The sequence below is a fragment of the Azospirillum sp. UENF 312511 genome, assembly GCF_058780635.1.
The window spans coordinates 43,921-70,639 of the sequence record NZ_JBSNCG010000004.1 but is presented as its reverse complement, the minus strand read 5'-3'; the positions used below and the strand labels follow the sequence as shown (position 1 = coordinate 70,639).

The window sequence follows — 26,719 nt, the reverse complement described above, 5'->3', positions numbered from 1 at the left end:
GGACTCCCTCTCCCGCGCTGCGGGGGAGGGTTGGGGGAGGGGGCCAGGCTGTTACTGGTTCGCGGCGGTCTCGATGGCGTCCGCCGGCTTGCCCATCGCCACGGTCTTCGGGCTGATGCGGGCGCCGGGGCGGGCGTGCTGGAGGCCGTTGACGACGATGCGCTCCCCGGCGGCGAGGCCGCTCTTGACCACCCGCAGCCCGTTCTGCGCAGCACCCGGGATGATCTCGCGGTACTGCACGGTGTCGTCGCCGCCGACCACCAGGACGAATTTCTTGTCCTGGTCGGTGTTGATGGCGCGGTCCTCGACCATCAGCGCGTCGTGCGGGGTGCTGCTGCCGACCTTGACGCGGGCGTAGAGGCCGGGGACCAGCATGCCGTCGGGATTGTCGAACTTGGCGCGCACGCGGATGGTGCCGGACACGGAATCGAGCCGGTTGTCCACATGCTCCACCGTGCCGCCGCGCGAATAGCCGCTCTCGTTGGCGAGGCCGAGCTGGACCGGCACGTCGGCGGAGTCCTTCACGCTGGCGATGTGGCGCAGGTAGGTCTGTTCGTCGACGTCGAAGGAGGCGTAGATCGGCGAGACCGAGACCAGGGTCGTCAGCGGGGCGGCGGAGGCGCCGGACGCCACGACGTTGCCGACCGTCGCCTCGGCGCGCGAGACGCGCCCGGAAATGGGTGCGGTGACCTGGGTGTGCTCCAGGTCGATGCGGGCGAGATCAAGGGCCGCCTGCGCCGCCTTCAGGTTAGCGCCGGCCTCGCGGGCGGCGTTCTCCTTCTCGTCGAGCGTCTGGCGCGAGACGGTGTTGTTCTGCACCAGCCGCTGGGCGCGGTCGAGGTCGGCGGTGGTGAAGCGCACCGCGGCCTGCGCGGCGGCGACCTGGGCCTCGGCGCGCGCGACTTCGGCGACGTGGGGGCGCGGGTCGATGGTGAAGAGGGGGTCGCCCTTCTTCACCAGCGCACCGTTGCGGAAATGCACGGCGGTGATGGCGCCGGACACCTGCGGGCGCACCTCCACCCGGTCGACCGCCTCCAGGCGGCCCGAGTAGGACTGCCAGTCGGTGATCTTGCGGGCGACGACCGGCGCCACATCCACCTCGGGCGGCGGCGGGGCGGCGGCAGACGCCGCGGGGGCGTCGGCGTGGCCCTGGGTGGAGACGACACCGGCGACACCAGCGGTCGCGGCGCCGACGGCGAGAAGGAGGGCGAGCTTCGAAGGAGACAACGACATGGGACCACTCTCCTGGGGAGGATCAGACAGGGACGCCGCGGCCGTCCGCGGGGGACAGGCGGCGGCGGAAAAAATCGGCGACCGCCAGCAACGCCGGGCGGTGGCCCGGCAAGGCGGCGTGCGAAATGGCGGGGAAGCGGGTGACCTCGGTGGGCACGCCGGCTCCGATCAGGTTGGCGGCGTACTGCTCCGCCTCGATGCGCAGGACGTCCTTCTGCGCGGTGACGATCAGCGTCGGCGGCAGCCCGGCCAGCCGGCGGGAATCCAGCGGTGCGGCGTAGGGGTGCACGCGCTGCGCGGCGTCGGGCAGATAGGCGCGGTAGCAGCGGGCGTAGGCGGTGGCCGGAACGTCGCACTGCATGGCCTGGGCGTCGCCGGCGCGGGTCAGGCTGGGGTCCAGCATCGGGCCGAGCAGGGCCTGCGCGCGGATGTCCACCTCGCCCTGGTCGCGGGCCAGGAAGGTCAGCGAGGCGGCGACATGGCCGCCGGCGTCGTGCCCGGCGACGCCCAGCCCACCCTTGGCGATGTTCAGGTCGCGGGCTTCGGCCAGGGTCCACAGCGCCGCCTGATGGGCGTCGTGGGCGGCGGTGGGGAAGCAGTGGGCGGGGGCCAGCGAATAGCCGACCGAGACGACCAGCGCCGGCACGCTCTCCGCGATGGCGGCGGCGGCGGTCTCCGCCTCCTCCAGCGAACCGGAGGTGAAGCCGCCGCCGTGCAGGTACAGCAGGGCCGGGACAGTCAGCCCGATCAGCGGCCGGTAGAGCCGCAGCCGGATGTCCTGGGCGTGGCCGGCGATGGTCCGGTCATCGACCGCGATCCGGCAGGGCGCCGTTCCGGCATTTCGTGTGTTCGACGGTTCCGACGAGCGGCCCATGATCCGACGGTGCCCCAGCACCCCTCCCGCATTGCAACAGGAGGGAGTGTGGACGTCAGGCGGGTCGGAATAAATACGTGGTCAACGGCAACACAATTCGGATCGGATGAACAATCCGATCCACATGAGGCCCGGCTCACACCACGCAGAGACGGGCGCCCTCCGGTTCCGTGGTGGCAGGAGCGGATTTGGGCTTCTCCCGGTCCGGACACTCGTAACCGTCGATCTCCTCGCCCTGCATCAGCGGGCAGCCCTCGAACAGCTCGGCGACCCAGTCGACGAAGGCGCGGACCTTGGGCGACAGGTGGCGGTTGTGCGGGTAGAGCGCGGAGATCGGCATCAGGGCCGGGCGCCACTCCTTGAGGATCTCCACCAGGGCGCCGCTGCGCAGGTGGGGCAGCGCCATGAAGCGCGCCGTCTGGCCGATGCCCAGCCCCTCCAGCGCGCAGGTGACGTAGGCGTCGGCGTCGTTGACCGAGACGGGGCCGTTCAGCTTCACCTCGTGGATGACGCCGTCGCGCTCGAAGCTCATCTCGTGCATCTTGCCGGTGCGCGTGAAGTAGTTGACGGCGCTGTGGCCCTCCAGCTCCTCGATGGTCTTGGGCGTGCCGTGGCGGGCGAGATAGGCCGGGCTGGCGACGGTCACCGGGCGGAAGGCGCCGACCCGGCGGGCGATCAGGCTGGAATCCACCAAGTCGCCGACGCGCAGCACGCAGTCCACCCCCTCCTGGATCAGGTCGATGGGGCGGTCGCTCATCCCGATCATGATTTCGATGTCGGGGTAGCGGGCGTGGAACTCGTGGATGGTCGGGATGATGATGAGCCGCCCGACCGAGCCCGGCATGTCCACCCGCAGCCGCCCGCGCGGCATCTTGCGGGCGCTGGTGAAGGAGGTCTCGATCTCCTCCAGGTCGGACAGGATGCGGGTGGCGCCCTCCAGATAGGCGGCGCCGTCGAGCGTCAGGCTCAGCTTGCGGGTCGTCCGCTGGAGCAGGCGCACGCCGAGCGCCGCCTCCAGATTCTGGATGGTCGTCGTCACCGAGGCGCGCGGCAGGCCCAGCGTGTCGGCGGCCTTGGTGAAGCTGTTGACCTCGACGACGCGGACGAAGACGCGCATCGCGTGCAGTTTGTCCATGGTCGGTCCATCGACGCAGTGGGGGCGGCCCGCACATATACGGAGCGGGCCGGGTTGCGCCTATCTAAGCACAGCCCGGGGCGAAGTCGATGGGGCTTTGGTTGTCCCCTCTCCCCTCTGGGGAGAGGGTTGGGGTGAGGGGGTTGCGCTTTTGCCGAACGTGCCGCTACGCGCAACCCCCTCACCGGCCCTTCGGGCCACCCTCTCCCCAGAGGGGAGAGGGCTACTGCGCCAACGCGGGAGTCTTGAATGGGCGCCCTCAGGTGGCCGGCGCCGGCTTGGCGGCCGGGGCGCGGCCCAGCGTCGGGACGAGCAGCGCGGCCCCCAGGCAGAGCAGCCCGGCGATGAAGAAGGCCGGCAGGTAGCTGTCCAGCGTGCTGCGGGCGTAGCCGGCCCCGAAGGCGGCGCAGGCCGCACCGATCTGGTGCCCGGCGAAGACCCAGCCGAAGACGAGGTTGGCGCGCTCCCGCCCGAAGCGTTCCGCCGTCAGCCGGACGGTCGGCGGCACGGTGGCGATCCAGTCCAACCCGTAGAACACCGCGAACAGCGACAGGCCATAGAGCGTGAAATCGGAATAGGGCAGGAACAGCAGCGACAGCCCGCGCAGGCCGTAATACCAGAACAGGAGCCAGCGGTTGTCGTAGCGGTCGGACAGCCAGCCCGAGGCGACCGTGCCGACGAAGTCGAAGATGCCCATCAGCGCCAGCAGGCCGGCGGCCCGCACCTCCGGCACGCCGAAATCGACGCAGAGCGGGATCAGGTGGGTCTGGATCAGCCCGTTGGTGCTCGCCCCGCAGACGAAGAAGGTGGCGAACAGCACCCAGAAGACCCGCGTCCTCGACGCGTCGCGCAGGGCGCCCAGCGCGGCGGCCACCACCGATCCGGCGGGCGGCGGCGGGGCGGTCGCCGCACCCTCCTCGCCATAGGCGGCCAGCCCGAGGTCGGACGGTCGGTCGCGCATCAGGGCGAGCACGGCCAGCGCCGCCACCCACAGCAGCCCGCACAGCAGAGCCAGCGCGACGCGCCAGCCCATCTGCTCGGTCAGCATCGACAGCAGCGGCATGAAGACGAGCTGCCCGGTGGCCGAGCTGGCGGTCAGCAGGCCGACGACCAGCCCGCGCCGCCGGCTGAACCAGCGCGTCGCCACGGTGGCGCCCAGCACCATGGCGGTCAGGCCGGTGCCGAAGCCGACGACGAAGCCCCAGAGCAGGATCAGCTGCCAGACCTCGCGCATGGCGAGCGACAGCAGCAGCCCGCCGCTGACCAGAGTCAGCGAGGACAGCACCATCCGCTTGACGCCGTAGCGGTTGATGAGCGCGGCGGCGAACGGCCCCATCAGGCCGAACAGCAGCAGGCGGATGGCCAGTGCCACCGAGATGTCGGCGGTGGACCAGCCGAACTCGCGCTGCAGGGGCAGCAGGAGGACGCCGGGGGCGCCGACCGCGCCGGCCGACACCAGCATGGTCAGGAAGGTGACGCCGACGACGGCCCAGCCGTAATGGACGTTGCGCCGCGCCAGCGCGGCGGCGACGGGGGAGGACAGCATGGATGCGGTTCCGGTGTGGCGGAAAGGGTCAGGCAGGCCGTTCGACCGCGATGGCCGTGGCCTCGCCGCCACCGATGCACAGGGAGGCGACGCCGCGGCGCAGCCCCCGCGCGGCCAGCGCGTGCAGCAGCGTCACGATCAGCCGCGCGCCGGTGGCGCCGATGGGATGGCCGAGCGCGCAGGCTCCGCCGTTGACGTTCAGCGCGTCGCGCGGAATGCCCAGATCGCGCTGCGCCGCCATGGCGACGACCGCGAAGGCCTCGTTGATCTCGAACAGGTCGACGTCGCCGACACCCCAGCCGACGCGGTCGAGCAGCTTGCGGATCGCCGGAATCGGCGCCGTGGTGAACCAGGCCGGGTCCTGGCTGTGGGTGGCGTGGCCGAGGATGGTCGCCAGCACAGGCAGCCCCTCGCGCTCGGCCAGCGAGCGGCGGGTGAGCAGCAGCGCCGCCGCCCCGTCGGCGTTGGCCGAGGAGCTGGCCGCGGTGATCGTGCCGTCGCGGCGGAAGGCCGGCTTCAGGGCGGGGATCTTCTCCGGCGCGACCTTCAGCGGGTTCTCGTCGTCGGTGACGGTTCGCTCGCCACCTTTGACGGCGAGGGTGACAGGCGCGATCTCGGCGGCGAAGGCGCCGCTCGCGATGGCGGCGCGGGCACGGGTCAGCGTCTCGACGGCGTAGGCGTCCTGCTCGGCGCGGGTGAAGCCGTAGAGGTCGGCGGTCGCCTCGCCGAAATCGCCCATCGGGCGCCCGCCTTCATAGGCGTCCTCCAGCCCGTCGAGCATCAGATGGTCGAGGATGCGGTCGTGCCCGATGCGGTAGCCGCCGCGCGCCTTGGCCAGCAGATAGGGCGCGTTGGACATCGACTCCATGCCGCCCGCGACCACGAGGTCGGCGGAGCCGGCGCGGATCAGGTCGTGGGCGAGCATCGTCGCCTTCATGCCGGAGCCGCAGACCTTGTTGACGGTGGTGGCGCCGGTGGCGTCGGGCAGACCGGCGCCGCGCGCCGCCTGCCGGGCCGGCGCCTGCCCCTGGCCGGCGGGGAGCACGCAGCCGAGCAGGACTTCGTCCACGCGCTCCGGCGCCAGCCCGGCGCGGCTCAGGGCGGCACGGACGGCGTGGGCGCCCAGCGCGTGGGCGGGCAGGGCCGACAGCTCACCCTGGAAACGGCCGAGCGGCGTGCGTGCGGCGGACACGATGACGACGGGGTCGAAGGCGGGGTCGGCGGCGGGGTCGGCGGCGGGGTCGGCGGCGGGGTCGAGGGTATCCATGATCGCGAACTCCTGGATGGGGTGGGGATCACTGCACCGTCAGGCCGCCGTCGACGTTGATCGACTGGCCGGTGATGAAGGACGCGGCGTCGGAGCACAGCCAGACCACGGTGTCGGCGACCTCGCGCGGCTGGCCGACGCGCCCGACCGGGTGCAGCGGGCCGAGCGCCGCGTTGACCGCCTCCTCCCCGCCGAAGGACCCGGCGCTCATCGGCGTCTGGATGATCGCCGGGCAGACGGCGTTGACGCGCACGCCGGACTTGGCGACCTCGATGGCGACGCTGCGGGTCATGCCCTCGACCGCCGCCTTGCTCGCGGAATAGACGCTGTTGCCGGCCAGCCCGATCTGGCCCAGCACCGACCCGGTGGACACGATGGCGCCTTTGCCCTGCCGCAGCATGATCGGCAGCTCGTGCTTCAGGCACAGCCAGACGCCCTTGATGTTGACGGCGACCATGCGGTCGAAGTCGGCCTCCGTCGTGTCGGCCACCGAGCGGCCGAAATGGATGCCGGCGTTGTTGAAGGCGTAGTCGAGCCGGCCGTGGTCCCGCTCGATCCGGGCGAACAGGGCGGCGACCTCCTCGGCGTCGGCGACGTCGGCCTGGACGAAGACGGCGCGCCCGCCGGCCTGCCGGACGAGGTCCACCGTCTCCAGCCCCTCCGCCTCGCGCCGCCCGGTGACGATGGCGGTGGCGCCCGCCTTGGCGAAGGCCAGCGCGGTCGCCCGCCCGATGCCCGAGGTGCCGCCGGTGACCAGGGCCACGCCGCCGCTCATATCCGTCATTGTCCTCTCCACGTTCGCTGGGTTATGATGATGATCATCATGAATGGACTTATTCATGACGTCCATCATGAATATCGCGGCGCCCCCCACGATGGGGGCGTGGCAGCCATGCACAGGGTGACGACGTGAAGGTTTCCAAGGAAAAGGCGGCGGAGAACCGGGCCGCCATCGTCAAGGCGGCGGGACGCCTGTTCCGCGAGCGTGGATTCGACAAGGTCGGGGTGGCGGAGATCACCAAGGCCGCCGGGCTGACCCATGGCGGTTTCTACGGCCATTTCGCCTCGAAGGACGCGCTGGCCGCCGAGGCGTGCGAGGCCGCCTTCGCGGAAAGCCTCGGCCGGCTGCCCGCCGACGAGGCGTCGCCGGAGGGGGCGCTCGACGCCTTCCTGACGCGCTATCTGAGCGACCGGCACCGCGACCGGCCGGACGCCGGCTGCCCGATGGCCGCCTTCGCCGGGGAGGTGGCGCGGCAGGACCCGGCGGTGCAGGAGCGCTTCGGCGCTGGTGTCGAGCGCTTCTTCGCGGCGGTGGAGGAGCGCTTGCCGGAGCGGGGCGGGGAGGGTGACGCCGGCCGCCGCGACCGCGCCATCGCCATCGTGTCGGCCCTGGTCGGCGGCATGGCGCTGGCCCGCGCCACCGCGCCGACCGATCCCGAACGGTCGGCGGAGATTCTGGCGGCGCTGCGCCGTCAGCTCGGCATCTTGGGAGACGGCGTGGGAGATGGCGGGGCGTGAGCGCGCCCGCCGGTGCTCAGCGCACCAGCGCGACCGGCTCGCCGCTGTCCGGGTGGGGGATCACCGCCATCGGCACCCCGTAGATGGCGTCCAGCCGGGCTGGCGTCATGATCTCGGCCGGGGGTCCGCGGTCGATCAGCCGCCCGCCCTGCAGAGCGACGATGTCGTCGCAGAAGCGCGCCGCCATGTTCACGTCGTGCAGCACCGCGACCACCCCGATGCCGCGCTCGCGCGACAGGCGGCGGACCAGGGCCAGCACCTCCACCTGATGGGCGACGTCGAGCGCCGAGATCGGCTCGTCGAGCAGCAGGCAGCCGGCGTCCTGGGCGATTAGCATGGCCAGCCACACCCGCTGCCGCTCGCCGCCCGACAGGCTGTCGACCAGCCGGTCGGCGAAGGGCGCGGTGTCGGTCAGCGCCAGCGCTTCCTCCACCTTGCGGGCGTCCTCCGCGCGGAAGGCGCCGAGCGCGCCGTGCCAGGGATAGCGGCCGAGCGCCACCAGCTCGCGCACCAGCAGCCCGGACGCCGCGGGCATGTGCTGCGGCAGGTAGCCGATGCGGCGGGCGAGCGCGCGCTGTTTCCAGCGGTCCAGGGGCCGGCCGTCGAACAGCACCCGCCCGCCGCTCGGCGGTTGCTGGCGGGCGAGGATCTTCAGCAGGGTCGATTTGCCGGAGCCGTTGTGGCCGATCAGCGCGGTCACCCGGTGGGGGAACAGGTCGCAGGACGGCAGGTCGAGCAGCAGACGCCCCGGCAAGGCGAAGCGCACCCCGTCGAGGCGGAACATCGGCTCCATGGCGGGCGTCATGCGGAGGTTCCGTTGGCAGACGCCCCCGGCGGGGTGCGCCGCCAGTAGGCGACGGCGAGCATGCGGTCGCGATCGATGCCGCAGCTGCGCAAATGCTCGCGCAGCCGGGCGAGATCGTCGAACTCGCAGGCGACCCAGGCGAACAGGGTGGCGCTGTCCGCCGGGAGTGTCAGGGCGCACACCGCCTCGACCAGCGGGCTGGCCGTATCGGCGTTGCGGCGGTGCAGCCAGCGGACAGCGATTCCCGTGGGGGCCTGCAACGGCAGCTCGTCCGCCGCGTCCTCCACCTCGATCAGGGCGGTGCCGCGGGCGTCGCCGGGTAGCTCCTCCAGGATGCGGGCGATGGCGGGGAGGGCGGTCTCGTCGCCGGCCAGCAGGTACCAGGAGGCCGGACGGATGCCGAGCCCGTAGGGGCCGGACATGCCGCAGAGGTTGCCGGGCCGCGCCCGCCGGGCGAAGTCGGCGCCGGGCGCCTCGCCGGAATGGCCGTCATCATGGCCGCCGTCCTCGTGAAGGACGACGTCGATGTCCAACTCACCGGCGTCGGCATCGACGCGCCGCAGGGTGTAGTAGCGGACCGCCGGCCGGCGCTCGGGCTCGGGCAGGACCGGCCGCCCGTCGGGGCCGGGGCGCGGCCAGGACGGCGCCTCCAGCCCCGGCGGCGGCAGGTAGAGGCGGACATGCAGGTTGTCCGACGTCGCGAAGCGGCCGAGGTCGCGGCCGCGGAAGGTGATGCGGCGCAGGCGCGGAGTCAGGTCGCGGACGGCGGTGACGCGGATCTCGCGGAAATCGGCGAACAGCGCCCCGGTCTCGACATCGCCGGTCCAGACGATCGCCGCACCCTCCCCGAGCAGGCCGAGCAACTGCTCGGTGACGGAGCCGCGGAACCGCTCCAGGAGGCCGCGGTCGTCCGATTCCGCCCGCAGACGCAGGGCGTCCGTGCCCACGGTCAGCGTCAGGCGGCCGAACGGTCCGTCCGTCGTCCGGCGGTCGCCGTCGCGGGTGAAGGTCAGGCCGTAGGGCTCGGAGGCGGCGACCAGCCAGTCCGCGGCGGCGGCGGGCGTGTCGGGAAGGAGGTCTTGGGAAATCGCGGTGTCGCAGGAGAAGCGGGGCATCAGCGCCGTCCCAGAAGCCAGAGGAGGAAGGGGCCGCCGATCACGGACGCGAGCAGCCCGGCCGGCACTTGATAGGGGAAGATCACGCCGCGTCCAAGCCAGTCGGCGGCCAGCATGACCAGACCGCCGAGCAGGGCGGAGCCGGCGAGATGGGCCGCCGCCCGCTGCAGGCCGAGCATGCGGGCGAGGTGCGGCCCCATCAGCCCGACGAAGCTCAGCGGCCCGACGATCAGCGTCGCTGCGGCGGTCAGCAGCGCCGACAGGCTGAACAGGACGGCGCGGCTGAGCGGTGGGCTGACGCCCAGCGCCGCCGCCATCCCGCCGCCGAGCGGCAGCAGGTCGAGCCAGCGCGCCACGAAGGGGATGGCGGCGATGGCGAGCAGAGCCAGCAGCGCCGCCGCCAGCGCGTCGGTCGGGCCGACCATGTAGGTCGAACCGGACAGCCAGGTGACGAGCGTCTGCAGGCGCGGGTCGTGCCCGGCCATCAGGACGGCGACGACGACCCCGGAGATGGAGCTGGTGGCGATCCCGGCCAGCAGCAGCCGGTCAGGCGAGAAGCCGTCCTTGCGGCCGAGCGCCAGCATCGCCGCCAGCACCGCCGCCGCTCCCGCCCCGCCGGCCAGGATCTGGGCGCCGCGGCCGGGGATTTCGGTGGAGAACATCAGAACGATCACGCCGAGGATCGCGCCGGAGGACACGCCGAGGATTTCCGGCGCCGCCAGTGGGTTGCCGGTCATCCGCTGCAGCGTGGCGCCGGCCACCGCCAGCATCACCCCGCCGGCCAGCGCCGCCAGCGCCCGCGGCAGGCGCCAGGGCTCCACCGCGGCAAGGGCGCTGCCGGCACTCCACTCCCAGCCGTCCGGACCGCGGCCGGCGGCGACCGCCGCCCACAGGGCCAGCGGCAGCAGCAGGGCACCGGCGGCGAGCAGCAACGCCGGGCGGTGCGCCCGCGGCGGCGGTGCTGTGGCGGCCGTGACCGGCGGTGCCGCCGTGCGCAGGCGGGGCAGCAGCCACAGCAGCATCGGCACCCCCAGCACCGCGGTGACGGCGCCGGTCGGCAGCTCGCGGTAGGTGACCGGGGCCAGCAGCACCAGGGCGTCGGTCGCCCACAGCAGGGCGGCGCCGCACAGCGTCGCCCAGAGCAGGCGCGGACCCAGCCGGCGGGCGCCGGCCATGCCGACGATGGTCGGGGCGGCCAGCCCGACGAAGCTGACCACGCCGACGGCGGCGACGCTCAACGCCGCCAGCATCACCGCGATCACCAGACCGGCCAGCCGGGCGCCCGCCACCGACAGGCCCAGGCTGCGCGCCCCGCCCTCGCCGAGGCCGAGCAGGACCAGCGGGCGCAGGACCAGCGCGGCGGCGAGCGCCAGCACCGCCAGCCGCGGCGCCAGGAAGGCGGCCGTGCTCCAATCCTGCTGGTCGAGAAAGCCGGCGCCCCACAGGAACAGGCCGATCAGCAGGTCGTGGTTGAACAGCACCATCACGCCGCTGACCGACCCGGCGTAGAGGCTGAGGACGAGGCCGGCCAGAACGACGGTGACCGGCGACAGCCCCTTGCGCCAGGACAGCGCCAGCAGCGCCGCCGCCGACAGCCCGGCGCCGGCCAGCGCCACCCATTCCCGCCCCAGCGCCAGCGCGTCGGGCAGCCACAGCGTGGCGACGGCGAGCGACAGGTGGGCGCCGGCGGAGATGCCCAGCGTGGCGGGCTCGGCCAGCGGGTTGCGCAGGACCTGCTGGAGGATGGCCCCGGCGAGCCCCAGCGCCGCCCCGACCAGCAAGGCGACCGCGAAGCGCGGGAACAGGACGTAATGGGCGGCGAGCTGGTCGAGCCGTCCCGGGTCGGGAGCGACGAGCGCCCGCCACCACAGCCCGGCCGGCAACTGCCGCTCAAGGACGAGGGCGGACACCAGCCCGGCCAGCAGGAACAGGCCGATGACCGGCCAGGCGGGACCGAAGCGGCGGGACGGGGGTGCCATCGCGGTGTCAGCCATGATGCGGCGCCAGCCCTTCGCCGAGAAGGCGGGCGAAACGCTCCGCCGCCGGGACGCCGCCGTAGAACAGGATGGGCGGCAGGATGGTGACCCGGCCTTCGCGCAGGAAGGGCAGGCCGGCGAACAGCGGCAGGGCGGCCAGCGTCTCCAGCGCCCGCCCGCCCTCGCTGCCGATGTTGACCAGCCCGGCGTCGGGGCGCCCGGCCAGACGGTCCATGGTCACCGTGGCGTGGCCGTAGGGGCCGCTGGGGCCGGTCCAGGCGTTCGCGATGCCCAGCCGGTCGAGGACGTCGTGATAGAGGCTGTTGCGCCCGTGGATGAGGACGCGCCGCCCGTCGAGGACGCTGAGGATGTAGAGCGGGCGCGGCTCCCATCCGGAGAGCCGGTCGCGCGCCGCCGCCAGAGTGCGGTCGAGCCGGGCGACCGCCCGCTCCGCCGCCTCCGGCACGCCGAGGCCGGCGGCCAGCCCGCGCAGCGACGCGACGGCGAAGGCGAGTTGTCCACCGGGCTGCCCGTCTCCGTCGGACCGGGTGTCGAAGGGCGGATGGACGGTGACCGGGGCGATCCGTTCCAGCCGGCCCTGCACCGCCGACAGCGCGCCGTCGCTGACGAAACGCGCCGGGGCCAGTCGGTCGAGCAGCTCCAGGTTCGGCTCCGCCCGCGCGCCGATGTCCGGAACGCCGTCCGGCACCGCCGGTTCGACCACCGCCCGGCGGTAGCGGTCAAGCTCCGGAAGGCCGCGGGGAACGATGCCCAGCGCCAGCAGGGCCTGCGCGCTCGTCCAGTCGAGCGCGCAGAGTCCGCCGTCCGTCCTTCGCTCCGCCGCCCGCGCGCCGCCGGCCATCAGGCCGGCAGAGAGCAGGACGGCAGGGAGCAGGGCGGCGGTGCGGAGGACGCGGCGCCGGCCGACGGTGCCGTTGATGCCGGGCATCGGGGACAAGGGGCCGGCCTTACCAGCTGTACTTCAGCGTCGCCAGGACTTGGCGGCGGTTGCCGTACAGCACCGTGTTGTCGTAGAAGCCCGGCGAATAGTACTTTTTGTCGGTCAGGTTGCTGACGTTGAGCGCGGCGCTGGCCCCCGCCAGCTCCGGACGCAGGGCGCCCAGGTCGTAGCGGATGGCGGCGTCGATCAGCGCGTGCTCGGGGATGGACGCGGTGTTGGCGATGTTCTTGGACGAGCCGACATAGCGCACCCCCGCCCCGAGGCCGAGCCCGTCGAGCGGTCCCGCCTTGAAGGTGTAGTCGCCCCAGGCCGAGGCCATGTGGCGCGGAATTCCCTTCGGCCGCAGCCCGACCGAGCTGGTGGAGGACCCGACGGCCGGGTTGTCCTTGGTGATCTCGGCGTCGATGAAGGCGTAGGAGGCGATCAGGCTGAACGCCTCCGTCAGCGCCATCTTGCCCTCCAGCTCGACGCCGCGGCTGCGGATCTCGCCCTCCTGCACGGCGTAGCCGCTGTAGAGCGGGTCGTTGGTCGACACGTTCTGCTGGGTGATGTGGTAGAGCGAGGCGGAGATGAAGCTGCTCCAGCCGGTCGGCTGGTACTTCACGCCGACCTCGTACTGCGTGCCGGTGGTCGGCTTGAAGGTGCCGCCGCCACGTTCCGGCGCCAGCGTGCCGGTGCTCGGCTGGAACGAGGTCGCGTAGCTGGCGTAGGGCGCGATGCCGTTGTCGAAGACGTAGCCGAGGCCGGCGCGCCCGGTGAAGTCGTGGTCGCGCGTGGTCTGGAAGCCGTTGGAGAGGTAGTCGACCTCCTTGCCGACCACCCAGTCCTGACGGCCGCTGAGCGTCAGGACCCAGTTGTCGTAGCGCAGCTGGTCCTGGAGGTAGGCGCCGATCTGGGACAGCTTGCTCTTCCCGTTCACCCAGGGGTCGGCGTAGATGAACTCCGTCCCCGGATAGGTCGGGTTGAAGATGTCGACGACCAGCGAATTCAGCGTGTTCCGCCGCGTCTCCTTGCCGGAGTAGTAGCCGTAATCGACGCCGGCCAGGATGGTGTGCGAGACGGGGCCGGTGGTCAGCCTGCCCTGGATGTTGCTGTCGATCAGGTAGGTGTCGGTGTTCTTCGGACGGTCCTGCAGGCCAACCGGGTAATAGCGGCCGTCCACCAGCTCGACCGGCCATTCGGTGCTGAAGGAGGACTGGAAGCTCACCCGCGAATGCATGTAGCGGGCGTTCTGGTGGATCGTCCAGCTCGGGCTCAGCTCATGCTCGACCTCGTAGCCGATCGACGTGTTCTTCACCCGCCAGTCGGACACGCCCGGAACGCCGAAATAGAGGTCGGTGCCGATCAGGTCGAGCGCGCTGCGCGGGATGCTCTGCTCCGACCCGCTCATCTTCAGCGACTGGTAGCTGGCGAGCAGGGTCAGCTTGGTCCTGTCGGTCGGCTTGAAGGTCACCGCCGGCGCGATGTAGAGGCGGTCGTCCGGCGCGTGGTCCACCTGGGTGTCGGACAGGCGGCCGAGCCCGGTCAGGCGGTAGAGCACCTTGCCCTCGCCATCGACCGGCCCGCCGAGATCGAAGGCAGCCTGACGGCGCTTGTAGCTGCCGGTCTGAAGCTGGATTTCGTGCAGCGGCGCGGCGGTCGGCCGCTTGCTGGTCAGGTTCACGACGCCGCCGGGCGCGGTCTGGCCGAACAGGACCGACGAGGGGCCCTTCACGATGTCGACGCGCTCCAGCCCGTAGGGCTCGAAATTGGTGTCGTAGTTGTTGAAACCGGCCCGCAGCCCGTCGCGGTAGATGCCGAACAGGCTGAAGTCGCGGAAGCCGCGCATCGAGAAGTCCGGGGCGCCGGGGCCGCCCGGATAATCGACCACGACGATGCCGGGCGAGTAGGCCACCGCACCGCCGAAATCCTGAACGGCGCGCTGGTCCATCTCCTCGCGGGTGACGACGGAGATGGTCTGCGGAATCTCGACGAGCGGCGTGTCCACCTTGGTGCCGACGGCGCTGCGCGTCGCGACATAGCCGTCGGTGCCGCCGACGACGCCCTGGACGGTGAGCGGGGCGAGAACCGTGGCGTTGCCGGCCGATCCGCTGTTGACCGATCCGCTGCCGACCGATCCGCTGGCCGGCTGCTGCTGCGCCAGGGCGGTTGTCTGATGCGCCAACGCCGTCATTCCCGCCAATGTCGTCGCCAGCAGGACAGCTTTCAGACGCCCGCGCGTGCCCGTCGCCGGACGGACGGCCGCTGCGGCCGCACCAACCCCAATCTCCATCTCCAAACCCCCGAATGACGCTCGATCCGGCGGGTTCCGCGTCCTGCGAAACCCGTCTCCTGGCTCTAAGACGAAGGGGGTAGGCGGAACTTAAGGGGATTCTTTCATCGCCGTGAAATTTTTAGCGGGTGAATTCCTCCTGGGCGACCATTCCGGCGGTCAGCCGGAGCAGATGGTCGGCCACGTCGAAATAGCGGTCGTCGTGGGAGATGACGATGATCGTCTTGCCCATCGCCTTCAGACTGGGCAGCAGCTCGGTGTAGAAGATCCGGCGGAAGGCCGGGTCCTGGTCGGCGGCCCATTCATCGAACACCAGCACCGGCCGCCCCTCCGTCCAGGCCTGGAGCAGGGCCAGCCGCTTGCGCTGTCCGGTGGACAGGTCGGTCGTGCTGAACACCCCGTCGACCAGACTGACCTTGTGGGCGATCTCCAGCCGCTCCAGATAGGCCTGGGCTTCCTCCGGCACGTTTCCGCCCGCCTGGATCAGGTCGTCGAACAGGAAATAGTCGGCGAAGATGGTGGTGAAGAGCTGGCGGTAGTCGTCGCGCGTTTCCGGCGTGACCGGGGTGCCGTTCAACAGGATGTCCCCGTCCTGCGGGGCGTAGAGGCCGAGCAGCATCTTGATCAGCGTGGTCTTGCCGCAGCCGTTCTCGCCGACGATGAACAGGATCTCGCCGCGCCCGACGCGCAGCGACACGGGGCCGAGCACGAAGGGCTCCACGTCCGGCCCGGCCGGTGGGTAGGCGTAGCGGGTGTCGCGCAGCTCCAGCGAGTCGATGGTTTTGGGCGGCGGGGCACCGTCCTTCATCAGCAAGTGAGGCTCCGGTGAGGCGAAGGCCGCCGACAGCTCGGCGATGCGGCGGAAGGCGACCTGGGCGCGGCTGACGATGGGCAGGGTGCCGATCAGATGCTCCAGCGGCCCCTTCATGTAGAGCAGGACCAGGATGAAGCCGCTGAGCGTCCCGCGGTCGGTGCTGGGCCACAGCGCCTCGACGCCGAGCGCCACCCCGATGACGATGAAGAACAGGGTGGAGCCGAACCCCTTGGCGACGACGAAGAGGGTGATCGAGCGGATCTGGACCTCGCAGATGCGGTCGATGGTCCCGCGCAGCGCCTCGCTTTGCAGGCGCAGCCGGCGCGGCCGGTTGATGCGCAGCTCCTTCGCCCCTTCCGCCAGCGAGCGGTAGTGTTTCTGCAATTCGTCCTCGTGGGCGCGCGCCTCCTGGAAGCCGTCGATGCCACGGCCGCGCGCGATGTACTGCACGGCGCTGCCGATCAGGATGGCCGCCGCCGTCGCCAGGAACATCGGCCAGGACAGCAGCGCCAGATAGACGAGGCTGCCCAGCGTGACGCTGAGCGACACCGCCAGCGGCGCGAAGACGAAGGCGAAGTCGCTGATGGTGTCCACGTCGTGGGTCAGCACCGGGATCAGGCGGTGGCTGCGGTAGCGCTCCAACTGGTCGATTGGTGCTGTCAGGATGCGGTCGCCCAGATCCTTGCGCAGCCGGGCGATGACCCGCTGCCCGATCCGGTTGGTGCCGATGTCGGACAGGACCGAGCCGGCCAGCGCCAGCGCGCACAGCCCGGCGAAGGCGAGCAGGAGTCCGGCGCCGGGGCTGTCGCCGGCGTGCAGGATGCGGTTGATGGCGGCCAGAAGCCCGGTCACGCTGAGCCCGCCCAGCACCCCCAGCAGGGTGGCGGCGGTCAGCAGCGGCCAGAAGGGGCGCAGGAGGTGGAGCAGAGCGGAAAGGCTGGAACGGGGGGACGTCGGCATCGGGGTTCCTGGGGGACGGGGCGACAGACGGCCGCGCGACGACTCCGCCGGGAAGGCGGACGCGCACGGCCCTGACGACTAGGACGAACGAGCGGGGCAAAACTGAAGCGGCCCCGGCGGAGCGGTCGCGGCGATCCGCCCCGTCTTGCGGTGTGGTCCCGGTCTGCCCTATAGCTGGCACACGATTTCCGGAGCCGAGCGCGCCTGTATGCCTCCGTCCCATCCTTCCGACGACGACCGCGTGACCGAAGAGGCGGCGGACTGGTGCCTGCGCCTGCAAGCGGAGGAGGTGAGCGACGCCGACCGGGCCGCCTTCGAGCGCTGGTGCCGGGACGACCCGCGCCATCTGGCGGAATTCGACGCGATGCGGGAGCTGTGGGGCCTGTCCGCCGGACTGCGGCCGCGGGTGGCCGCGACCCCCGCTCCGGCACGGCCCGTCGAGACGGTGCGCTCTCCCAGTGTCCGGGCGTCGAAACAGCGGCGCTGGGCGCTGGCGGCCTGCGTCGCGGCGGTCCTGGCCGTCGGCTGGCCGGTGGGCTGGTCGTTCGGTGTGCTGCCCGGCAGGGTGGACGTCTTCCTCGGCGGCGACCGGCACCGCGTGGTCGATCTGCCCGATGGCTCGACGGTGGACCTGAACGTCCGCACCACCCTGTTCTACGCCCAGTTCCGCGACCGCCGCAGCGTGCTGATGGACCATGGCGAGGCCTATTTCGCGGTCGCGGGCGACGCCGCGCGGCCCTTCACCGTCTTCACCGCCGCCCATCGGGTCCGGGTGACGGGGACGCGGTTCAACGTCTGGGCCAACGACGGCGAGCTGGCCGTGACGCTGGCCGAGGGCGCGGTGACCGTGAGCGCCGCCGCCGCGGTGGGCGAGGAGCCCCTGCGGCTGACGCCGGGCCAGCAGGGCCGCTTCGCTCGCGACAGCCGGTTCGGCAGCGTCGCGCGCGTCGATCCGACGCGGGTCCTGTCCTGGCGCGAGGGCAAGCTGGTGTTCGACGACATCACCCTGGCCGAGGCGGTCCCGCTGCTGAACCCCTACCTGGCGCAGCCGCTGCGGCTGGCCGACCGCCGGGTCGGGGCGATGCGCATCGGCGGCGTGTACGACGTCGCCGACCTCGACCGCGTGGTGGCGTCGCTGCCGCGGGTGCTGCCGGTGACAATCGCTGCGAAGGACGGCGCGCTGCTCCTCTCCGCCCGCTGAGGCCGGGGGGCGGTCGCGCGGGTCACCAGCGGGCCGGTCACCAGCGGTAGGACAGGGTCGCCAGCACCGCCCGCCGGTTGCCGACGAAGACCGAATCCTCATAGAAGCCCGGCGAGAAATAGCGGCGGTCGAACAGGTTGGTCGCGGTCAGCGTCAGCCCGACCCCGTCGAGCGAGGGGCCGAGCCGGTCCAGCTCGTAGCCCAGGCTGACATCGACCAGCGTGTAGGCGGGGACGCGCACGCTGTTCGCGGCGTTGTACGTCGCGCCGACATACCGCACGCCGATGCCGGCGGTCAGGCCGTCGGCCGGTCCGTCCTCGAAACGCTGGCGCAGCCAGAGCGACGCGGCGTGGCGGGGGACCGAGGCCACCCGATGCCCGGTCTTGTCGGTGCCGCCGGGGGCGGGGGTGTCGCGGGTGACCCGCGCGTCGGTGTGTGCGTAGGCCGCCGTCAGATCGGTCGTCTCGCCGACCGCCGTGCGCGCCTCCAGCTCGATGCCGCGCGACCGCGTTTTCCCGGTCTGGGTCAGATAACCGGGATGGTTCGGATCGGCGGCGGTGAGGTTGCGCTGCACCGCGCGGAACAGCGACGCGGTGAACAGCGCCTCGAAGCCCTCGGGCCGGTAACGCAGCCCGGTTTCGATCTGCGCGCCGCGGCTCGGCGAGAAGGGACGGCCTTGCGCGTCGCTGCCGCTGGTCGGCTGGAAGGAGGTCGAATAGCCGGCGTAGGGCGTCAGGCCGTTGTCGAAGCGGTGGGCGAGTCCGATGCGCTTGGTGAAGGCGCGGTCGAACTGCATCGTCTCCACCGGCACGCTGTCGGACAGCAGGCCGCGGACGTCCGTGCGGCTCCAGTCCAGCCGCCCGCCGAGCGTCAGCCGCCAGCCCCCGGCGGCGATCTCGTCCTGGAGATAGAGGCCGGTCTGGCGGATGCGGTCGGTCAGGTCGTTGAGCAGCGCCGCGTCCCAGGCGTAGGGGCCGCCATAGACCGGGGCGAAGACGTCGATCGGGTCGGCCACCGTGCCGTTCCGCCGCGTTTCATGCACCCGGTAGCGGGCGTGATCGACGCCGGCCAGCAGGCTGTGGCGCAGCGGTCCGGTGGTGACGGCGCCTTGCAGGTTGGCGTCGGCCAGCAGGGTGGAGCTGGTCTTGGGCCGGTCCTGCAGCCCGAACCGGTAATAGCGGTCCGCCTCCAGCGCGCCGGAGTCCGACCAGCTCCACCGGTAGGCGACGCGGCTGCGGCTGTGGCGCAGGCTGTGGCGCAGCGTCCAGTCATCGGTCAGGGCGTGGCGGACCTCATAGCCGGCCGCGAGGGTGCGCGAGCGGTAGGAGCTCACCCCCGGATAGCCCAGGAACAGGCTGGAATCGAGGCGGCCGTAGGGGTTGTCCAGGACCGTGCCCGACACCGGGAAGCTCTGCTCCGCCCCCATCTTGCGGAAATCGAGGAGGCTGGCGAGCAGGGTGATCTCGGTGCCCTCACCGGCCGACCAGGACAGCGCGGGGGCCACATAGAGGCGGTCATCCGGCGTGTGGTCGACCTGCGTGCCGCTGCGCCGTGACAGCGCGGTCAGCCGGTAGCGCAACGATCCCCCGGCGTCGATGCGGTCGCCGAGGTCGGCGGTGACCTGCCGCCGGTCATGGCTGCCGCCCTGGAGTTGGAGTTGGTGGAGCGGTTGATCGGTCGGGCGCTTGCTGGTCAGGGCGATGGCGCCGCCGGGCGGCATCGCGCCATAGATGGCGGAAGCCGGTCCCTTCAGCACCTCCACCCGCTCCACGCCGAAGGGCTCGTACTCCAGCCCATAGGGGTTGTAGCCGCTGCGCAGCCCATCGAGCAGGACGGCTTCGGAACTCTGGCGGAAGCCGCGGACATAGACATCGATGGCGCCCTGGCCGCCGGGATAGTCGATGGGGCGCACGCCGGCGCTGTAGGCCAGCGCGCCGTTGATGTCCTGGGCGTCGCGCCGGTCGAGATCGGCGCGCGTGACGATGGAGAGCCCCTGCGGCAGGTCTTCGACGGGGGTTTCGGTGCGGCCGACGCTTTGGTCGGGACTGGCGAGGCTCGCCGCCCGGCCGCTTTGCAGCGGTCGGCCCTCCACCGTCAAGGGGGGCAGGACGTCGGCGGTTTCCTGCGGCCGGCCGATGGTCGCCATACCGTCGCGCAGGTCGAAGGCCAGGCCGGTCCCGCTCAGCAGCTCGGCGAGGGCCGCCGCCGGGGCCATCCGTCCCGCCAGGGCGCGCGACCGGCGGCCCGACACGAGGTCCGGGCTGTAGAGGATTTGCAAACCGCTCTGCTGGCCGAGGCGGGTCAGTGCTTCGCCCAGCGGAAGGGCCGGGATCGCCAGTGGCCGGTCTTGGGACGCGGGCTGCACGGAATCGGATAGGGCGGCGGGCGGCGCGGCGAGCACAGAACAGCCGAGCACCGGCCAGCCGAGCGCCAGCCCGCCGAGCAGAAAGCCTGCGAGGCGCGGGGTCATCGAGAACTCGCGCAACGAATACTAGAAATCACCGCAGGAATTTCTGCCTTTTCCTCATTTGCAAATGACTGTCAGTTGCATTAGCTTGCGACGGCTTGTCAAGCCTTGGGGATTGCTGCCCCGCCGCGGCGTCGCTTTGCACAAGGATCGTCCCATGCGACCGGTAGGAACCGCCGAGAACCAGACCCTGACCGACGTCTTCACGACGCATCGGCGGTCGCTGATCGGGGTGGCCGAGCGGATCACCGGGTGCCGCCACCACGCCGAGGACGTGGTCCAGGACGCCTTCCTGAAGCTTCTGGGAGCGGAATCGACCAGTTCCATCCGGGCCAAGGCGGGTTACCTGATGATGGTCGTGCGCAATCTGGCGATCGATCACTACCGCCGGAAAGGCCTGGAATTGCGTCTGATGGCGGCGGAGGAGGAGGGGCAGGCGGTGAGCACGCCGGACGCGGCCTCGCCGGAAGGCGTGAATGTGAACCGCCAGCTCCTGCAGACGCTCGAAGCGGCGCTGGCCGATCTGCCGGAGCGCACCCGCTATGCCTTCGAAATGCACCGGATCCACGGCCACAGCCAGAAGGACATCGCGGAGACCCTCGGCGTGTCGCCGACGCTGGTCAACGTCATGATCCGCGACGCGCTGGTTCACTGCCGCAAGGCGATGAAGCGGGTCGACCCGTCGCCCTGAGCGACGGGACGCCGCTGGACCGCGATGGTCGCTTGACCTGCGGCCCGGCAACGGCGTTACCTGTCCGCGACCAGACCGGGCGGGGACCAGATCGGGGATGCCGCGCGCCGCTCCGCCCGGGTTGGCCTTGCGGACCGAATGGACGGTTGCCGCTTTCCCCGGAGACCGCCCGCCCGTGAGCCACACCGCTTCCGTCCGTCCGCCGCTGGGCGCCGAGACTCCGTTGGACCGCCAGTTGCGGCTCTGGCAGGCCCACCGCCGCCTGGTTCCGCCCGACGAGGGGATGCGCGCCCTGACGGAGCGGTGGCTCGGCCCCCATCTTGCGGCCCTGGAAGCGCTGATGCTGGAACTGCGCCACGGCGTCGACCGGGATCGGGACGAGGGCCGGCTGACCTTCCCGAAGCGCCGCAACCCTTACCCCAAGGGGTTCTGCCGCGAGATCAGCGACGCCGTCTTCGAGCGGTTGCGCCGCCGGATCGCCGCACCGGACACGCCGGTCACGCAGGCTCTGGCGGCCTTTGTCCGCGAGGGCGGCCACCTCTCGCCGATCTGGGGGGCGCTGCGCGGCAGCTACTTCCAGAACGCCATGCAGATCGGCGCGCTGTATGTCGACGCGGCCAACGACACCGTGACCGTCACCAAGCCCAAGGTCGAGATTTTGCCCCTGGAGGCGAGCGGACTCGAACCCGTCGTCGAGGTGGCCCATTTCGCCCGGATCGCCCAGGTCTACTGGGGCGGCACCCTGTGGGCGAACACCCTGTTCCCGCGGCTGGCGCCGGTCTTTCCCATCCTCCACATCGACCCGGACGGACGCCCCCGCCTGCACCCGGACAGCCTCGGGGTCTTCGCCGAGAACATGATCGGCGGCTGCCGGTCGGCCCTGGCCTTCCTGGAGCAGGAACGCGACGGCGGGCGCGTTCTGCCGGCCGACGTCGCGGCGGCGCTCGCCCCATGGCGGAGCCATGGCCCCTGGTTCGAGGAGATGTGCCCGACGCCCGACTGGGAGCGGCTCCGCGCCTGTTTCGTCCAGGCGGCCGATCCGCAGGGGCCGTACCGTTCGGCCCAGGGCTTTCAGGGGATGATCGAGGCGGTCAAGCGCGCGGCGGCGGTGTAGCACGCCCCGCGGCCCGGCCTCTTTACGGAGCGGTGCCCCGACGATAAGCTGGAGCCATTGAGTTTTGCTATGGCCGCTCCGGCAGCGGTGCTGTGGAGCAGGACGGTCCGATGAACGGCATTCCCAACATCCGGCATTTGCGGGCCTTCCGCGAGGTGGCGCGGCGCGGCAGCATCAGTCAGGCGGCGGAGCATGTGCATCTGTCCCAGCCCGCCATCACCCAGGCCATCGCCAAGCTGGAGGAGGAGGTCGGCACCCCCCTGTTCGAGCGGCGGCCGGACGGCATGGCGGTGTCCGCCATGGGCGTGCTGTTCCTCGACCGCGTGGAGCGCGCGCTGGACCGCCTGCGCACCGGCACGCGCGAGGCCGTCCGCATCGGGGGACGCAAGGGCGGCCTGCGCGGTGTGGCGGATTTCGACCAGCTGCTGACCGCGGCGCAGATCCGCGCGCTGGCCGCGGTCGCCGACGCCGGCAATTTCAGCCTCGCCGCGCGCACCGTCGGCATCTCGCAACCCACCCTGCACCGCGCCGCCCGCGATCTGGAACGACTGGCGGGCATGGCGTTGTTCGCGCGGACCGCCGCCGGCATCGCGCTGACCCCCGCCGCCAAGGCGCTGGTCCAGCATGTCAAGCTGGCGATCACGGAGCTGGAGCAGGGCTTTGCCGAGGTCGGCGAGGGGCTGGGCGGCGACACCGCCCGCATCGTCGTCGGCAGCATGCCGCTGTCGCGCCCCTTCATCCTGCCGACCGCCGTCAACGCGCTGGTGCGCGAGCGTCCGGACGTCCAGTTCGACGTGCTCGACGGCCCCTACGACGACCTGCTGCACGGGCTGCGCCACGGCGAGATCGATGTGCTGATCGGCGCGCTGCGCGACCCGCTGCCCATCGACGATGTCGTGCAGGAGCCCTTGTTCGAGGACCCGCTGGTCGTGGTGGCGCGCGCCTTCCACCCGCTGTCCCGCCGGCCCAAGCTGACGCTGGAGGAGTTGGCGGGGTGCCAATGGGTGGTCCCGCGCCGCGGCACGCCGACGCGCGACCGGTTCGAGGCGCTGTTCGCCGACGCCCCGCCACGCGGGCTGGTCGAGACCAGCTCGCAGATTCTGGTGCGCGGCCTGCTGCTGGGCAGCGACCGGCTGACGCTGATCTCGGCGCACCAGATCCGGCATGAGCATGAGCTGGGCCTGCTGGTCATCCTGCCCGTGGAACTGGCCAACACCGAGCGCACCATCGGCCTCACCGTGCGCCGGGGGTGGCGCCCGACCGCGACGCAGGCGCATTTCCTCGACCTGCTGCGCGCGGCCGGGACGCAGGCCGTCTCGCCGGTCCCCCGCCCGTGACCGGCCATTCAAAACACCATCGAGACGCTATTCAAAAATTGGATAGGATGGTCCGTCATTGAATGACGCCGGGGGTGTGTCGGCGTGTTAGCCATGCCCAGTCGAGGGGAGGTGGACTCCCGGCGCACGGACGGAGGCGGCGATGACGGTGCAGGATCGGCGGACGGCCAAGGTGGCCTTCATTGGATTCGGGGAGGCGGCGTCGGCCTTCTGCTCCGGCTGGCGGGGCGCCGGGCTGGCCGACACGGTCGCCGCCTTCGACGTCAAGACCGGGTCCGCCGACGCGGTGGTGCGCGCCCGCAAATGGGCGGACTATGTGGCGGCGGGTGTGACCGGCGCCGAGCGGGCGGAGGACGCCTTGGCCGGGGCCGCGCTGGTCTTTTCGTTGGTCACCGCCGATCAGGCGCAGGCCGCCGCCCGCAACGCCGCCGCCCATCTCGCGCCCGGCGCGCTGTTCTTCGACGGCAACTCCTGCGCGCCCGGCACCAAGCGGGAATCGGCGCAGGCGGTCGAGGCGGCGGGCGGGCGCTACGTCGATCTGGCGGTGATGGCGCCGGTCCATCCGAAACTCCACAAGACGCCGCTGCTGGTCGCCGGTCCGCACGCCGCCGAGGCTCTGGCTGCCCTGTCGGCCCTGGAGATGAGCGCCCGGGAGGTGCCGGGACCGGTCGGCACCGCCTCCTCGATCAAGATGATCCGCAGCGTCATGATGAAGGGGCTGGAGGCGCTGTTCCTCGAATGCGTTCTGGCCGGGCGCAAGGCCGGGGTGGACGAGGTGGTGCTGGACTCCCTGGACGTCACCTATCCCGGTTTCGGCTTCAAGGAGCGCGCCGCCTACATGCAGGAGCGCGTCATGACCCACGGCGTCCGCCGCGCCGCCGAGATGCGCGAGGTCGCGCGCACCGTCGATGAGCTGGGTTTGGCCGGCGGCATGGCCCGCGCCGCCGTCGACTGGCAGCAGCGCGTCGGCGACCTCAAGCTGGATGCCCGCGCCATCGGCGAGAGCGATTACCGGGCGCTCGCCGACGCCATTCTGACGCGGCTCGACCCGGTGGGGCGCTGAGAAACAGCCTGTACTACCCGGCCCGCGCCTCGCGCCGGAAGGCGGCCGGCGTCTTCCCGGTCAGCTTCTTGAAGACGCGGTTGAAGTAGCCGGGGTCCTGGAAGCCCAGCTCATAGGCGATCATCGCCACCGGTGCGGCGATGTAGACCAGACGGCGCTTCGCTTCGAGCAGCAGGCGGTCCTGCACCACCTCGAAGGCGGAGCGGCCGGCGAGATGCCGGCACAGGCGGTTCAGCCGCGATTCCGTGATCCCCAGCGCGTCCGCGTAGCGCGGGATCGTCCAATGTTCGGTGAAATGGTCCTCGACCAGCGCGCGGAAGCGGGCGAACAGCGCGGTGCGCACGCGCTCCGCCGGGTCGGCGCCCGCCGCCGCCGCGCGCTGGCGCTCCAGCAGCAGCAGGACGCCGCGCAGCAGCCACTCGCACATCGCCGACCGGCCGAGCTGCGGCCAGCGGAACTCCGTCATCAATTGATCGAGCAGCGTTGAGACGCGCGCCGCCGCCGCCGGGGCGTCGGTGAAATCGATCAGGCAGGGGCGCAGGAACAGCGCCTCGAACAGCGGCCGGCTCTGCGCGCTGGCCCCGTCGAACAGCATCACCTCGGCCACCGTCAGCACATAGCCGTGGCTGCCCGGCCGGAACTGGAAGGAATGCACCACCGCCGGGGGAACGACGATCACGCAGGGGGCGGCGACCTCCGCCACCCGGTCGTCGATCTGCACGCGCCCCCCGCCGTCGAGCACCGCCACCAGCTGGAACAGCCCGCGGTGGGTGTGGGAGCCGATGCCCCAATCGTAGAGGCGGCTGCGGCTTTCGATGTCCTCGATGTGGATGAATTCGGCGTCGGTGAGCCGGGCCTCCTCGCCGTAGAGGGCGAACAGCGGGACCATTCCGGAAGGCGTCTGCGCCAGCCCCTCCGCATCCTTTTCCATGCCGTCCTCCCCCGCGCCTTCGTTTGTCGGAAAAGTACAATTTTCCTTCCGCTTCGTCCATTCCGCCGCGAAGGCGAATCCGTCTAGGATGCAATTGTTCGCGACCAGAACGGTTCGCGTCAATCCAAACCAAAAACTGCCAATTGGCCGCCCGCCGCCGCGGGTGTCGGAGGAGTGCGCCCGATGTTTCGCTTCGATCCCTACTCACCGGCCGTCGATGCCGACCCGTTTCCTTTCTACAAGACCTTGCGTGACGAGCATCCCTGCTTCTGGAGCGAGGAAGCCAACATGTGGGTGCTGTCGCGCTACGACGACATCGTCACCGCGCTGAACGACTGGGAAACCTATTCTTCGGCCAAGGGCAATCTGATGGACGAGATGCCCAACCGCGCCGGCAACACGCTGGGCACCACCGATCCGCCCCGCCACGACCGCCTGCGCAGCATCGTCCAGTTCGCCTTCACCAAGAAGGCGGTGGAGGGGCTGACCGAGCCGGTGCGCGCCTCGGCCAACCGGGCGCTCGATGCCGTTCAAGGGGAGAGGACCTTCGACTTCGTCAGCGACGTCTCCAGCAAGGTCACGGTGGACGTGCTGTTCGGCCTGTTCAACCTGCCGCGCGAGAACGAGCGGATGGTGCGCGATAAGGCCGTGCTGATGGTGCAGTCCGATCCCCGCACCCGGCAGAAGGGGCCGGAGCATCTCGCCGCCTTCCAGTGGATGAGCGAATACGCCAAGGAGCTGGTCGAGCTGCGCAAGCGCGAGCCCGGCGACGATCTGATCACCGCGCTGATCCAGGCCGAGGTCGCCGGCGAGAAGCTGGCCGACCGCGAGGTGCAGATGACCATCACCACGCTGATCATGGCCGGCATCGAATCCCTGTCGGGCTTCCTCGCGATGTTCGCCCTGAACCTCGCCGACCACGCCGACGCGCGCCGCCGGCTCGCCGCCAACCCGGCGCTGATCCCCGACGCCATCGAGGAATCGCTGCGCTTCAACACCTCGGCCCAGCGCTTCCGCCGCTGCCTGCAGAAGGACGTTGCGCTGCACGGCCAGACGATGCGCGCCGGTGATTTCGTCTGCCTCGCCTACGGGTCGGGGAACCGCGACGAGCGGCGCTTCGCCAACGCCCATCTCTACGACATCGACCGCAAGCCGAAGGGGCATCTGGGATTCGGCGGCGGCGTCCACGCCTGCCTCGGCACCGCCTTCGCCCGTCTGGCCGCCCGCGTCGCCTGCGAGGAGTTCCTGAAGCGTGTGCCGGAGTTCGTCCGGGTGCAGGACCAGCTTCCCTGGATGCCCTCCACCACCTTCCGCAGCCCGACCCGCCTCGAACTGGCGGTCGGCTGATCGCGGGGACGACGGCGCGGCCGGGGGAGGCTCCGGCCGCGCCACGACGCAGAACACGGTTTTCGCAGAACACGCTTTTCCAAAGGATTTTT

General features: G+C 71.4%; 21 protein-coding genes. 7 read left to right on the top strand and 14 right to left on the bottom strand.

Features of this window, described 5'->3' with window-relative positions; all coding sequences use genetic code 11:
* Positions 1 to 51: 51 nt before the first annotated feature.
* The 6 genes from ACWPN7_RS26065 to ACWPN7_RS26040 form a co-directional block, all read right to left on the bottom strand.
* Positions 52 to 1,233 carry an efflux RND transporter periplasmic adaptor subunit gene (locus tag ACWPN7_RS26065; RefSeq protein ID WP_459196381.1) on the bottom strand — a complete coding sequence of 394 codons (1,182 nt, stop codon included), beginning with the start codon at positions 1,231 to 1,233 and terminating at the stop codon, positions 52 to 54.
* Between the two features lie 22 nt (positions 1,234 to 1,255).
* Positions 1,256 to 2,107 carry an alpha/beta hydrolase gene (locus tag ACWPN7_RS26060; protein ID WP_200776573.1) on the bottom strand — a complete coding sequence of 284 codons (852 nt, stop codon included), beginning with the start codon at positions 2,105 to 2,107 and terminating at the stop codon, positions 1,256 to 1,258.
* 136 nt (positions 2,108 to 2,243) lie between these two features.
* On the bottom strand, positions 2,244 to 3,242 hold the full coding sequence (locus ACWPN7_RS26055; protein ID WP_200776568.1) for a LysR family transcriptional regulator: 999 nt from the start codon (positions 3,240 to 3,242) through the stop codon (positions 2,244 to 2,246).
* Between the two features lie 259 nt (positions 3,243 to 3,501).
* Positions 3,502 to 4,788 (bottom strand): MFS transporter, encoded by a 1,287-nt coding sequence (locus ACWPN7_RS26050; RefSeq protein WP_040137457.1) that lies wholly within the window; start codon positions 4,786 to 4,788, stop codon positions 3,502 to 3,504.
* A gap of 28 nt (positions 4,789 to 4,816) precedes the next feature.
* Complete coding sequence (locus tag ACWPN7_RS26045) at positions 4,817 to 6,055, bottom strand: acetyl-CoA C-acyltransferase (RefSeq protein ID WP_451996945.1); 1,239 nt, start codon at positions 6,053 to 6,055, stop codon at positions 4,817 to 4,819.
* A gap of 28 nt (positions 6,056 to 6,083) precedes the next feature.
* Positions 6,084 to 6,839: an SDR family oxidoreductase gene (locus ACWPN7_RS26040; protein WP_014199259.1), complete on the bottom strand. Its 756-nt coding sequence runs from the start codon at positions 6,837 to 6,839 to the stop codon at positions 6,084 to 6,086.
* Between the two features lie 125 nt (positions 6,840 to 6,964).
* Here ACWPN7_RS26040 and ACWPN7_RS26035 point away from each other — a divergent pair, with 125 nt between their 5' ends.
* Positions 6,965 to 7,573 (top strand): TetR/AcrR family transcriptional regulator, encoded by a 609-nt coding sequence (locus ACWPN7_RS26035; RefSeq protein ID WP_459196379.1) that lies wholly within the window; start codon positions 6,965 to 6,967, stop codon positions 7,571 to 7,573.
* Between the two features lie 16 nt (positions 7,574 to 7,589).
* On the opposite strand, the gene ACWPN7_RS26030 is transcribed toward ACWPN7_RS26035, so the two are convergent.
* From ACWPN7_RS26030 to ACWPN7_RS26005, 6 genes are all read right to left on the bottom strand, one after another.
* Positions 7,590 to 8,378 carry an ATP-binding cassette domain-containing protein gene (locus ACWPN7_RS26030; protein WP_145683919.1) on the bottom strand — a complete coding sequence of 263 codons (789 nt, stop codon included), beginning with the start codon at positions 8,376 to 8,378 and terminating at the stop codon, positions 7,590 to 7,592.
* Entirely contained in the window at positions 8,375 to 9,493 is a 1,119-nt protein-coding gene (locus tag ACWPN7_RS26025) for an SIP domain-containing protein (protein ID WP_459196378.1), read from the bottom strand. The genes ACWPN7_RS26030 and ACWPN7_RS26025 overlap by 4 nt, the downstream gene beginning before the upstream one ends.
* Entirely contained in the window at positions 9,493 to 11,487 is a 1,995-nt protein-coding gene (fhuB, locus tag ACWPN7_RS26020; RefSeq protein WP_459196377.1) for a Fe(3+)-hydroxamate ABC transporter permease FhuB, read from the bottom strand. The genes ACWPN7_RS26025 and fhuB overlap by 1 nt, the downstream gene beginning before the upstream one ends.
* Positions 11,480 to 12,418 carry an ABC transporter substrate-binding protein gene (locus tag ACWPN7_RS26015; protein WP_456524605.1) on the bottom strand — a complete coding sequence of 313 codons (939 nt, stop codon included), beginning with the start codon at positions 12,416 to 12,418 and terminating at the stop codon, positions 11,480 to 11,482. Before ACWPN7_RS26015 ends, fhuB begins: the two co-directional genes overlap by 8 nt.
* 19 nt (positions 12,419 to 12,437) lie before the next feature.
* On the bottom strand, positions 12,438 to 14,603 hold the full coding sequence (locus ACWPN7_RS26010; RefSeq protein ID WP_459196409.1) for a TonB-dependent siderophore receptor: 2,166 nt from the start codon (positions 14,601 to 14,603) through the stop codon (positions 12,438 to 12,440).
* Positions 14,604 to 14,823: 220 nt separating this feature from the next.
* Positions 14,824 to 16,476 (bottom strand): cyclic peptide export ABC transporter, encoded by a 1,653-nt coding sequence (locus ACWPN7_RS26005; protein ID WP_459196376.1) that lies wholly within the window; start codon positions 16,474 to 16,476, stop codon positions 14,824 to 14,826.
* 208 nt (positions 16,477 to 16,684) lie between these two features.
* Here ACWPN7_RS26005 and ACWPN7_RS26000 point away from each other — a divergent pair, with 208 nt between their 5' ends.
* Complete coding sequence (locus ACWPN7_RS26000) at positions 16,685 to 17,677, top strand: FecR family protein (RefSeq protein WP_459196375.1); 993 nt, start codon at positions 16,685 to 16,687, stop codon at positions 17,675 to 17,677.
* 37 nt (positions 17,678 to 17,714) lie between these two features.
* Here ACWPN7_RS26000 and ACWPN7_RS25995 read toward each other — a convergent pair whose 3' ends face one another.
* A complete protein-coding gene (locus ACWPN7_RS25995; protein WP_459196374.1) occupies positions 17,715 to 20,147 on the bottom strand; it encodes a TonB-dependent siderophore receptor in 2,433 nt (810 codons plus the stop codon).
* A gap of 154 nt (positions 20,148 to 20,301) precedes the next feature.
* Here ACWPN7_RS25995 and ACWPN7_RS25990 point away from each other — a divergent pair, with 154 nt between their 5' ends.
* From ACWPN7_RS25990 to ACWPN7_RS25975, 4 genes are all read left to right on the top strand, one after another.
* Positions 20,302 to 20,835 (top strand): RNA polymerase factor sigma-70, encoded by a 534-nt coding sequence (locus tag ACWPN7_RS25990; RefSeq protein WP_459196373.1) that lies wholly within the window; start codon positions 20,302 to 20,304, stop codon positions 20,833 to 20,835.
* 175 nt (positions 20,836 to 21,010) lie between these two features.
* Positions 21,011 to 21,949 (top strand): hypothetical protein, encoded by a 939-nt coding sequence (locus tag ACWPN7_RS25985; RefSeq protein WP_407825049.1) that lies wholly within the window; start codon positions 21,011 to 21,013, stop codon positions 21,947 to 21,949.
* A 110-nt stretch (positions 21,950 to 22,059) separates the two neighbouring features.
* On the top strand, positions 22,060 to 23,286 hold the full coding sequence (locus ACWPN7_RS25980; RefSeq protein WP_040137465.1) for a LysR family transcriptional regulator: 1,227 nt from the start codon (positions 22,060 to 22,062) through the stop codon (positions 23,284 to 23,286).
* Between the two features lie 142 nt (positions 23,287 to 23,428).
* Positions 23,429 to 24,349, top strand: a complete 921-nt coding sequence (locus tag ACWPN7_RS25975; protein WP_456521964.1) for an NAD(P)-dependent oxidoreductase — start codon at positions 23,429 to 23,431, stop codon at positions 24,347 to 24,349.
* Positions 24,350 to 24,362: 13 nt separating this feature from the next.
* Here the strand turns inward: ACWPN7_RS25975 and ACWPN7_RS25970 are convergent, their stop codons facing one another.
* Positions 24,363 to 25,280 carry a helix-turn-helix domain-containing protein gene (locus ACWPN7_RS25970; RefSeq protein ID WP_459196371.1) on the bottom strand — a complete coding sequence of 306 codons (918 nt, stop codon included), beginning with the start codon at positions 25,278 to 25,280 and terminating at the stop codon, positions 24,363 to 24,365.
* A gap of 183 nt (positions 25,281 to 25,463) precedes the next feature.
* Here ACWPN7_RS25970 and ACWPN7_RS25965 point away from each other — a divergent pair, with 183 nt between their 5' ends.
* Positions 25,464 to 26,627 carry a cytochrome P450 gene (locus ACWPN7_RS25965; protein ID WP_103040157.1) on the top strand — a complete coding sequence of 388 codons (1,164 nt, stop codon included), beginning with the start codon at positions 25,464 to 25,466 and terminating at the stop codon, positions 26,625 to 26,627.
* Positions 26,628 to 26,719 lie beyond the last annotated feature (92 nt).

Coding starts and splice junctions, on each gene's coding strand:
- ACWPN7_RS26010 (WP_459196409.1), bottom strand. CDS start 14,603: ATGACGGCGTTGGCGCATCAGACAACCGCCCTGGCGCAGCAGCAGCCG.
- ACWPN7_RS26065 (WP_459196381.1), bottom strand. CDS start 1,233: ATGTCGTTGTCTCCTTCGAAGCTCGCCCTCCTTCTCGCCGTCGGCGCC.
- ACWPN7_RS25980 (WP_040137465.1), top strand. CDS start 22,060: ATGAACGGCATTCCCAACATCCGGCATTTGCGGGCCTTCCGCGAGGTG.
- ACWPN7_RS26005 (WP_459196376.1), bottom strand. CDS start 16,476: ATGCCGACGTCCCCCCGTTCCAGCCTTTCCGCTCTGCTCCACCTCCTG.
- ACWPN7_RS26045 (WP_451996945.1), bottom strand. CDS start 6,055: ATGGATACCCTCGACCCCGCCGCCGACCCCGCCGCCGACCCCGCCGCC.
- ACWPN7_RS26060 (WP_200776573.1), bottom strand. CDS start 2,107: ATGGGCCGCTCGTCGGAACCGTCGAACACACGAAATGCCGGAACGGCG.
- ACWPN7_RS25970 (WP_459196371.1), bottom strand. CDS start 25,280: ATGGAAAAGGATGCGGAGGGGCTGGCGCAGACGCCTTCCGGAATGGTC.
- ACWPN7_RS26055 (WP_200776568.1), bottom strand. CDS start 3,242: ATGGACAAACTGCACGCGATGCGCGTCTTCGTCCGCGTCGTCGAGGTC.
- ACWPN7_RS25975 (WP_456521964.1), top strand. CDS start 23,429: ATGACGGTGCAGGATCGGCGGACGGCCAAGGTGGCCTTCATTGGATTC.
- ACWPN7_RS26040 (WP_014199259.1), bottom strand. CDS start 6,839: ATGACGGATATGAGCGGCGGCGTGGCCCTGGTCACCGGCGGCACCTCG.
- ACWPN7_RS26050 (WP_040137457.1), bottom strand. CDS start 4,788: ATGCTGTCCTCCCCCGTCGCCGCCGCGCTGGCGCGGCGCAACGTCCAT.
- ACWPN7_RS26030 (WP_145683919.1), bottom strand. CDS start 8,378: ATGACGCCCGCCATGGAGCCGATGTTCCGCCTCGACGGGGTGCGCTTC.
- ACWPN7_RS25965 (WP_103040157.1), top strand. CDS start 25,464: ATGTTTCGCTTCGATCCCTACTCACCGGCCGTCGATGCCGACCCGTTT.
- fhuB (WP_459196377.1), bottom strand. CDS start 11,487: ATGGCTGACACCGCGATGGCACCCCCGTCCCGCCGCTTCGGTCCCGCC.
- ACWPN7_RS26000 (WP_459196375.1), top strand. CDS start 16,685: ATGCCTCCGTCCCATCCTTCCGACGACGACCGCGTGACCGAAGAGGCG.
- ACWPN7_RS26015 (WP_456524605.1), bottom strand. CDS start 12,418: ATGCCCGGCATCAACGGCACCGTCGGCCGGCGCCGCGTCCTCCGCACC.
- ACWPN7_RS25990 (WP_459196373.1), top strand. CDS start 20,302: ATGCGACCGGTAGGAACCGCCGAGAACCAGACCCTGACCGACGTCTTC.
- ACWPN7_RS26025 (WP_459196378.1), bottom strand. CDS start 9,493: ATGCCCCGCTTCTCCTGCGACACCGCGATTTCCCAAGACCTCCTTCCC.
- ACWPN7_RS25995 (WP_459196374.1), bottom strand. CDS start 20,147: ATGACCCCGCGCCTCGCAGGCTTTCTGCTCGGCGGGCTGGCGCTCGGC.